Genomic DNA, 8,440 nt, shown 5'->3' on the forward strand with positions numbered 1-8,440 from the left:
GTGCCGGAGGGCGCGGCGCTCCCGCGGGTGACGGCGCGGAGAGCGCCGCGCCCTCCGGCACCCCGAAGCCCGCTCCGTCCGGCGGCGTCTCCACCGCGTCGCCGAAGCCGGCGGCGGCCGAGGCGAGTTCCTCGCCGACCCCGCCCTGGGCGCTGGGAGCCGTGCGCTACGTGGTGCTGATCGTCCTCATCACCGGGATCGCGGCGGCCATCGGCGGTCCGCTCCTGCCGAGGCTGGCCCCGGTCGTCGCGGCCGGATGGCGGTCACTGCGGCGGGAGGACGACACCACCTGAGACGACCGGCCGGGGGCGGCAGCCACCACCCCCGGCCGGTGGCCGGATGTTCCGGAACGGCCGGAACCCGGCCACCCGCGAGCGATCGCGGTTTCAACACCAGGCGCAAGCCTATCTGAGGGGTACACGAAGGTGAACAAGAAGAAGATCCTGACGGCCGCGGCCGGAGCGCTGCTGCTCGCGGCCACGTTCGGCACCGTCGCTTCCGCCGAGCCCAGCGGTACGCCCACCTACCGGCAGCTCTCCGGTGTGGGTTCGGACACCACGCAGGACGTGCTGAACGGCCTGTCCCAGGTCGTCACCATCAACGGCACCAAGGTGATCGGTTCGTACAACGCCGTGGGTGGTGCGAACATCACCACGAAGGACCCGGCGGTCAACAACAAGTGCACCATGACCCGCCCGAACGGTTCCGGCGCCGGTCGTTCCGCGCTGCTGACCTCGCTCCAGGCCAATGACGGCTGCCTGGACTTCGCGCGTTCGTCGAGCCTGAGCCTGGGTGCGGCCAACCCCGGCCTCACCTACGTCCCGTTCGCGGTCGACGGTGTCTCCTACGCCATCACGCCCTCCAGCGTGCTGCCGCGCAAGCTCACCCTGACCGACCTGAAGGCGATCTACCACTGTGACCCCGCCTTCGTGGGCACCGGCCCGAACTACAACCTGAACGTCCTGCTGCCGCAGGCCGGCTCCGGCACCCGCAGCTTCTGGGAGGCCCAGGTCGGCATCACCGACGCGGATGTCGTCGCCGGTGTGTACCCCTGCATCAAGGACAAGAAGAACAACACCCCGATCCAGGAGCACGACGGCCGCGTGCTGGACGACAAGTCCATCGTGCCGTTCTCCATCGCGCAGTACATCGCGCAGGCCTCGCAGACCGTGGCCGACGTCCGTGGCCGCGCGCTGCTCGGCTCCATCGACGGCAAGAGCGCCACGACGCTCAACAGCGACTTCGCCGTCAAGCGTGATGTCTACAACGTGATCCCGACCAGCAAGATCGCCACGGCTCCGTGGAGCACGGTCTTCGTCGGCAAGGACTCGCTCATCTGCAAGCAGCCCGGTGTGATCAACACCTACGGGTTCGCGACCAGCCCGGACTGTGGCGACACGTCCAAGCAGACTCCCTGACCCGACGCGGTTTTCCTGATTACGGAGTAAGGAGCTTTCCAGCGTGTTTTCCCAGAGATCCGCGTCCCGCAGATCCGTGCGGACGCTCGCCGCGACTGCCGTGACGGCTGTCGCCGTGTTCGCGGCCGGCCTGGTCGTGGCGCCGTCCGCACAGGCGGCCGAGATCGGCACCATCGACATCAACCCGAAGACCGGTACCGACGAGTCGGGCATCGACTTCGCCACCTCGGGCGCCTGCCCGGACACCGCGTCGTACGTCATCGTGTCGGTCAAGGGCTCGGGCTTCCCGACCGAGGGCCAGAACGTGGTCGGCAACGCGCCGATCGAGACGTACAACACCACGGCCGCCGGCGGCATGCTCATCCCGCTGTCGTCGACGATGCGTGACTACGCGAACATCGCCGGCTTCAGCACGCTCCAGGGCGAGTACGCGTTCACCGTCACCTGCCGCACCGCGTTCAACGGGACCAGCCTCGGTGACTTCACCGGCTCGATCTGGTTCACCTCGAACACGGCGTACCAGGCCAACGACCCGGACGTGAAGGTCGACACCACCACCGCCCTCGCGGTCTCGCCGTCCGGCACGACCGAGCAGGGCGACCAGGTCACGCTGACCGCGACCGTCTCCCCGGCGGGCGCGGCCGGTACGGTCCAGTTCCGTGACGGCGCCGCCGCGTTGGGCAGCCCGGTGGCTGTCACCGGTGGCATCGCCACGCTGGCCACGACCAACCTGGCGGCCGGCAGCCACTCGCTCACCGCCGAGTTCACGCCCTCCAGCGGCTCGTACAACGCCTCCGTCTCCTCCGCGGTCACCCACCAGGTGAACGCCGCGGCGGCCAAGGCCACCACGACCGCGCTGGCCGTGTCCCCGGCGGACACCGCCGAGCAGTTCAGCCCGGTCTCGCTGACCGCGACCGTCACGCCCGCGGGCGCGGCGGGTTCGGTGAAGTTCACCGACACCGTGGGCGGTACGGCCACCACGCTCGGCACCGTCCCGGTGACGGGCGGCCAGGCCGCGCTCACCACGAGCAGCCTGGCTCCCGGCGACCACTCCTTCACGGCGACCTTCGTGCCGCAGAACAGCGCCGCGTACCTCGCCTCCGACTCGGGCAACGTCCCGTTCAAGATCGGTGCCTTCGCGGGTGTCTCCACCTCCGAGGACATCACCACCACCGTCGAGTCCGGCGCGCTGGTCATCAGCGTCGAGGACCCGCACGTCACCCTGCCCTCCCCGCAGCTGGACGCCAACGGCGAACTGCTGACCACGGCGGGCGCGCTCAACCCGGTCACCCTGACCGACACCCGCGCCGGTAACCCGGGGTGGACCGTCAGCGGCCAGGTGACCGACTTCTCCGACGGTGCGACCCACACCATCAACGGCCAGAACCTCGGCTGGACGCCCAACGTCATCGACCACGTCTCCGGCCAGACCGTCACGGCCGGCGCGAAGGTCGGTGCCGCCGCGGGCGCCGAGCCCGCCGACAACGGCACGGCCGGACTGAAGTCCTCGCACACCCTCGCCAACGGCAAGGGCCTCGGCACCTCGCACCTCGGTGCCGACCTGAACCTCAACGTCCCGACCTCCACGGTGGCCGGCACGTACACCGCCACGCTCACGCTGACCGCCATCTGACAGACGGCTGTCGGACCACGCGCCCAGCGGTCGCAGAGGTGGGCGGGACGGGCATCCCGCCCGTCCCGCCCATCCTCGCGGCCCGCAGGTCACGGTCCCCGCCCGGCGCCGCACCTCCTCCAGGAGGCCAGGCGTCACCGAAGCCCCACCTCAAGCTTCTCCGCCAAGCCTCACGCCACCGACGTCACCTCACCGCTGAAGAAACGGCCCCGATCGGACGCCCCGACATGACCAGCACCCTCCAGGCCCGCGGCCTGCGTGCCCGCACCCTCGTCACCGCGCTGCTCGCGTGCCTCTCCGCGTGCCTTCTCGCCCTCACCGCGGCGCCCGGCGCCCACGCGTCCGCCCGGGCCGACGGCGGCAAGGGCCGTACCACCTTCGGCGTACAGCCGTCGGGCCCCAAGAAGCCCGACCGGCGCAGCGACTTCTCGTACAGCGCGACGCCCGGAGCCGCGGTCCGCGACCACCTCGCCGTGCTCAACCACAGCACCAGGCCGCTGAAGCTGAAGGTCTACGCGAGCGACGCGTTCAACACCGACGACGGCGGCTTCGACCTGCTGGCCGCGGGACGCCCGTCCAAGGACGCCGGCACCTGGGTCGCGGTCAGGACGGGCAGCGTGGTCGTGCCGGCCCGGTCGCGCGTCATCGTGCCCTTCACGCTGACCGTTCCGCGCGGTGCGAGCCCGGGTGATCACGCCGCGGGCATCGTCGCCGCGCTCACCTCGTCGGGCACCGGTGCCCAGGGCGACCGGGTCGCCGTGGAACAGCGCGTCGGGGCGCGGGTCCACATCAGGGTGGCCGGGGAGCTCAAGCCGCAGCTCACCGTGGAGAACCTGAAGGCGACCTACGACGGAACCTTCAACCCGTTCGGCGGCGGCACCGCCACGGTGACGTACACGGTGCGCAACACCGGGAACGTACGGCTCGGCGCGCGGCAGACCGTACGGGTGCGCAACGCGGTCACCGGACCCGTGCGCGCGCCCGGGGTCCATGACATCAAGGGACTGCTGCCGGGCAACGCCGTCACCGTGACCGCCTCCGTGCGTGATCTCTTCCCCGCCCTGCGGTCGACGGCGACGGTGACCGTCGATCCGGTCCCGGTGGGCGGTGACATCGATCCCGCCCTGCCCGGCACCACCCATTCGGCCGGTTTCTGGACCGTGCCCTGGGCGCTGCTCGCCCTGCTGCTGATTCTCGCGGCGGGCGTCGCCCTCTGGCTGTGGCAGCGCCGCCGGCGCGGGCGTCCCACCCGGCCCGCCGCCTCCGAATCCATCTCCTCCGTGCCTGACTCCGTGCCCGCTTCCGGGTCCGCCTCCGTGTCCCACTCCGTGTCCAAGAAAGTGAAGACCCCCATGCTGACCAAGCGTTTCTCCAGGCCGGCCGCCCTCGGCGCCGCCACTCTGCTGACCGCCGCGGGCGGTGCGCTGCTCCTCGGCGCGCCCGCCGCGCAGGCCGCCGACCCGCTGGGCACGGTCAAGGTGACCCCGGCCACCGGCACCGACACCTCGGGCGTGAATCTGACGACCTCCGCCATCTGCCCGGAGGAGGCCGGCTACCTGATCGTCAAGGTGGCGGGCAAGGGCTTCCCCGCCGAGGGCCAGAACGTCGTCGGCAACTCCGAGGTCGGCATCTACCCGGTCGCGGACGCGGGATACGAGATCCCGCTGACCGAGACCATGCGGGACTACGCCAACATCGCCGGCTTCAAGACGCTCGAAGGCCGCTACGACTTCACCGTCACCTGCCGCAAGGCCTTCGGTGAGACGACGTACGGCGACTTCACGGGCTCCATCTGGTTCACCTCGAACACCACCTACCGCGACACCGACCCGGACGGGCCCTCGGACCCGCCCACCAGCACCTCGCCCAGCCCCTCGCAGAGCAGCGAGCCCAGCACCACGCCGAGCGACACGACCGAGCCCACCGACGACCCGGCGCCGAGCGACTCGGCCGAGCCGTCCGACACCGCTCTGCCCACCGAGACCGATGACCCGGGCACCGCGGACGGCGGTACGACGGACGCCGGTACGACGGACGGCGGCGCCTCCGACGGCGGTTCCGACGGCTCCACCGATGTCTCCACCGAGGTCGCCTCCGGCGGTACGGGCGGCGCCCTCGCCAGCACCGGCGCCCAGGCCGGACTCCTCGGCGTCGGCTCCGCCGCGCTGATCGGTCTCGGCACCGCCGCCGTCCTGTGGGCCCGCCGCCGCGGACTGCTCACCTTCGCGAACGGCGGCAACCGATGACACCCCGCAAGACCCTCGCCGCGCTGCTCACCGGCGCCGTCGGTGTCCTCAGCGGGCTCGTGCTGCTCGGCGCGCCCGTCGCGCAGGCCGACACCCTGGGCACCCTCACCCCGTCCCCGGCCACCGGCACGGACGTCTCGCCGATGTCCCTGACGACCTCGGGCACCTGCCCCGAGCCGGCGGACCACATCCTCGTCTCGGTGACCGGCGCGGGCTTCCCGGCCGAGGGCCAGAACGTGGTGGGCAACTCGGAGATCAGCATCTACCCGGTCGTGGGTGACGGGTACGAGGTGCCGCTGACCGAGACGATGCGGGACTACGCCAGCACGGCGGGCTTCAAGACGCTCGCGGGCCGCTACGAGTTCACGGTCACCTGCCGCAAGGCCTTCGGGACCACGACGTACGGTGACTTCAAGGGCTCCATCTGGTTCACCTCGGACACGGCGTACCAGAGCACCGCGCCGGCGCAGCCGACGACGGCGTCCCTGACCGTGTCCCCGACCGGCTCCGTCACCCAGGGCACCGCGGTCAAGCTCACCGCGAAGATCACGCCCGCGACGGCGCCCGGCAGTGTGCGGTTCCTCGACGGAACCACCGCCCTCGGCTCGCCCGTCACCGTCTCGAACGGAACGGCGTCTCTCTCCACCACCACCCTCGCGGTCGGCGCCCACTCGCTGAAGGCGCAGTTCACGCCCGCGAACCCGGCGAACCACCTCGGCTCGACGTCCGCGGCGGTGCCGCTCACCGTCAAGCTGCGCGCGCCGTCGGTCACCACCGCGCCGAAGGTCACCGGCACGGCCCGTGTCGGCTCCAAGGTCACCTGCTCCGTGAAGTTCACCGGCGCCACCTCCGTGCGGTACCAGTGGCTGCGCGACGGCAAGGTGATCACCGGCGCGACCGCCTCGACCCGCACCCTGGACTCCACCGACCGTACGCACAAGGTCTCCTGCCGGCCCAGCGGGGTCAACAGCGGTGGCACCACCACGGTGACCAGCCCGTCCGTCACCGTCGCCACCGGCCCCGCGCTCAAGGTGAAGACGGCGCCGGTCATCAGCGGCACGGCCAAGGTCGGCAAGAAGCTCACCGCCAAGGCCGGCACCTGGACGCCGGCCGCCACGTCGTACAGCTACGTGTGGAAGCGGGCCGGCAAGGCGATCAGCGGCGGCACCAAGTCCACGTACACCGCGGTCAAGGCGGACAAGGGCCACACGCTCACCGTGACGGTCACCGCCAAGCGCGCCGGATACGCCAACGGCGCCGCCACCACGAAGTCAGTGAAGGTGACCTGACGGTGACTCAGCACACCCTGGAGCGCCCGCCGAGCGCCCCACCGGCCGGCCGGGCGCGCGACCAGCGCCCGGCCGGCCCGGCGCTGCGCGCCACCGGCACCGCGCTGAGCATCCTCGCCGTACTGCTCCTCGCGTTCGTCGCGAATCTGGGGCCGCTCGGCGATCTGCGCCACGGCAGGGACCAGCAGGTGGCGAACTCCGCCCTGCGCGGGGAACTGGCCAACGCCACGGCGCCGGTCGGGCCGCGCACCCAGGACGGCCGGCCGCTGGCCCTCGGCACTCCGGTGGCGCTGCTGGAGATCCCGCAGCTCGGTCTGCGGACGGTGATCGGCGAGGGCACCACCTCGGAGGTGCTCGCCACCGGCCCCGGACACCGCAGGGACACCGTGCTGCCCGGCCAGCCGGGCGTCAGCATCGTGATGGGCCGGCAGGCCGCGTACGGCGGACCGTTCGCCCATCTCGACGAGATCAGGGCCGGTGAGACCTTCACCGTCAGCACCGGCCAGGGCCGCCACACCTACAGGGCGCTGGGTGTGCGCCGGGAGGGCGACCCGCAGCCGCCCGCCCTCGAAGCGGGCAAGGGCAGGCTCACGCTGATCACCGGCGACGGCCATGCCTTCCTGCCCGGCGGACTGCTGCGGGTCGACGCGGATCTCGTCTCCGACGTCCAGCCGGGTGCCGCGCCGCTGTATACGACCGGCGCGCTGCCCGCCGACGAGAAGCCGATGGCGATCCAGACGTCCGCCTGGATGCCGCTGGTGCTCTGGGGACAGGGCCTGGTGCTCGCCGCCGCCGTCCTGACCTGGATACGGGCCCGCTCGGGCCGCCGCGAGTCCTGGGTCGTCGGCGTACCCGTGCTCGGCGCGCTCGGCTTCGTCGTCGCGGACCAGGCCGCCCTGCTGCTGCCCAATCTCCTCTGACCGCCGGGCCCCGGCCGCCGGAGCCCCTCGACCCCCAGCAATCCCACGCGACCTCGAAGGACATGACGTGACCGCCTCCACCTCCGACACCATCCCTCTTCCGTCGGCGGGGACTCCCGCCCCGGGCACCGCCGCCGAGCTGGAAGCGCGCCGCATCTCTGCCTGGTTCGGTGACCACAAGGTGCTGGACCAGGTGTCGCTGACCATGCCGGCCGGAGAGGTCATGGCGCTGATCGGTCCCTCCGGCTGCGGCAAGTCCACCTTCCTGAGGATCCTCAACCGGATGCACGAGCTGATCCCGACGGCCGCGCTCGCCGGCGAGGTGCTGCTCGGCGGGAAGGACATCTACGCGCCGGAGCGCCGGCTGACCGACGCCAGGAAGGAGATCGGCATGGTCTTCCAGAAGCCGAACCCCTTCCCGGCCATGTCCGTGTACGAGAACGTCACCGCGGGGCTGAAGCTCACCGGTGTCCGGCTCGGCCGGGACGCCAAGGACGAGCTGGTCCAGCACTGTCTGACGAAGGCCGGTCTGTGGAACGAGGTGCGCGACCGGCTGCGCCAGCCCGGCGGCGCGCTCTCCGGCGGCCAGCAGCAGCGCCTTTGCATCGCCCGCTCACTGGCCGTCAGACCGCGGGTGCTGCTGATGGACGAGCCCTGCTCGGCGCTCGACCCGACCTCCACCCGGCGGGTGGAGGAGACGATCAAGGAGCTGGCCGGCGAGGTCACCGTCGTCATCGTCACCCACAACATGCAGCAGGCGGCCCGGGTCTCCGACCGGTGCGCCTTCTTCCTCGCCGAGCAGGGCACGCCGGGCGGGATCGTCGAGCACGGCGACACCTCCGCGATGTTCCACAGCCCGGCCGATCCGCGCACCGCCGACTACGTCAACGGCCGCTTCGGCTAGGTCCTGTTTGGCGGATCTTCGTGGATCGGC

At 71.7% G+C, this 8,440-nt stretch carries 6 protein-coding genes and 1 pseudogene; all 7 read left to right on the forward strand.

Annotated features, from left to right (window positions below; all coding sequences use genetic code 11):
• Positions 1–293, forward strand: a pseudogene (locus tag BFF77_RS35695) (hypothetical protein); the annotation flags it as partial.
• A gap of 132 nt (positions 294–425) precedes the next feature.
• Positions 426–1,418 carry a type 2 periplasmic-binding domain-containing protein gene (locus BFF77_RS18650; RefSeq protein ID WP_211280262.1) on the forward strand — a complete coding sequence of 331 codons (993 nt, stop codon included), beginning with the start codon at positions 426–428 and terminating at the stop codon, positions 1,416–1,418.
• Between the two features lie 43 nt (positions 1,419–1,461).
• Complete coding sequence (locus BFF77_RS18655) at positions 1,462–3,051, forward strand: Ig-like domain-containing protein (RefSeq protein WP_079125277.1); 1,590 nt, start codon at positions 1,462–1,464, stop codon at positions 3,049–3,051.
• 227 nt (positions 3,052–3,278) lie between these two features.
• Positions 3,279–5,297 carry a hypothetical protein gene (locus BFF77_RS18660; protein ID WP_066951027.1) on the forward strand — a complete coding sequence of 673 codons (2,019 nt, stop codon included), beginning with the start codon at positions 3,279–3,281 and terminating at the stop codon, positions 5,295–5,297.
• Positions 5,294–6,586, forward strand: a complete 1,293-nt coding sequence (locus BFF77_RS18665) for an Ig-like domain-containing protein (protein ID WP_066951030.1) — start codon at positions 5,294–5,296, stop codon at positions 6,584–6,586. Before BFF77_RS18660 ends, BFF77_RS18665 begins: the two co-directional genes overlap by 4 nt.
• 2 nt (positions 6,587–6,588) lie before the next feature.
• Positions 6,589–7,506, forward strand: coding sequence for a sortase (locus tag BFF77_RS18670; protein ID WP_169922682.1), 918 nt, complete (start codon positions 6,589–6,591; stop codon positions 7,504–7,506).
• Between the two features lie 91 nt (positions 7,507–7,597).
• Entirely contained in the window at positions 7,598–8,410 is an 813-nt protein-coding gene (locus BFF77_RS18675; RefSeq protein ID WP_425424390.1) for a phosphate ABC transporter ATP-binding protein, read from the forward strand.
• The last annotated feature ends 30 nt before the right edge of the window (positions 8,411–8,440 follow it).

This window comes from Streptomyces lushanensis, assembly GCF_001700515.1.
GTDB classification, from domain to species: Bacteria; Actinomycetota; Actinomycetes; order Streptomycetales; family Streptomycetaceae; genus Streptomyces; species Streptomyces lushanensis.